The sequence below is a fragment of the Crenobacter sp. CS_VA4 genome (assembly GCF_055597485.1).
Genome location: NZ_JBVMAE010000209.1, coordinates 1 through 235 on the forward strand (window position 1 = coordinate 1; position 235 = coordinate 235).

1 protein-coding gene is annotated in these 235 nt (G+C 58.7%); it reads left to right on the forward strand.

Annotated elements, in window-relative coordinates:
* Nucleotides 1-40: 40 nt before the first annotated feature.
* The coding region (locus ACZ2IA_RS23310; protein ID WP_470294952.1) for a hypothetical protein at nucleotides 41-235 on the forward strand (195 nt) is incomplete at its 3' end.

Sequence of the window (235 nt, forward strand, 5' to 3'; positions counted from 1 at the left end):
CGACAATTGGTGCCGCCCGTGCTTAAATGGGCGAATGGATATGGAAAGCCTCTCCCGCTACCTGCCGCAGCATGTCATCAAGCGCCGGATTCGCAAGGCCGCCGTGCGTCGCGTGCGCAAGGATCTGATCCTGCACGGCAAACGGGAGGAGGACATGTCGGCCGATGATCTCGAATATCTTCTGGCCGATGCCGAAAAAGAGGTCATCGCCGACATCAAGCAAACCGGCTTGCTG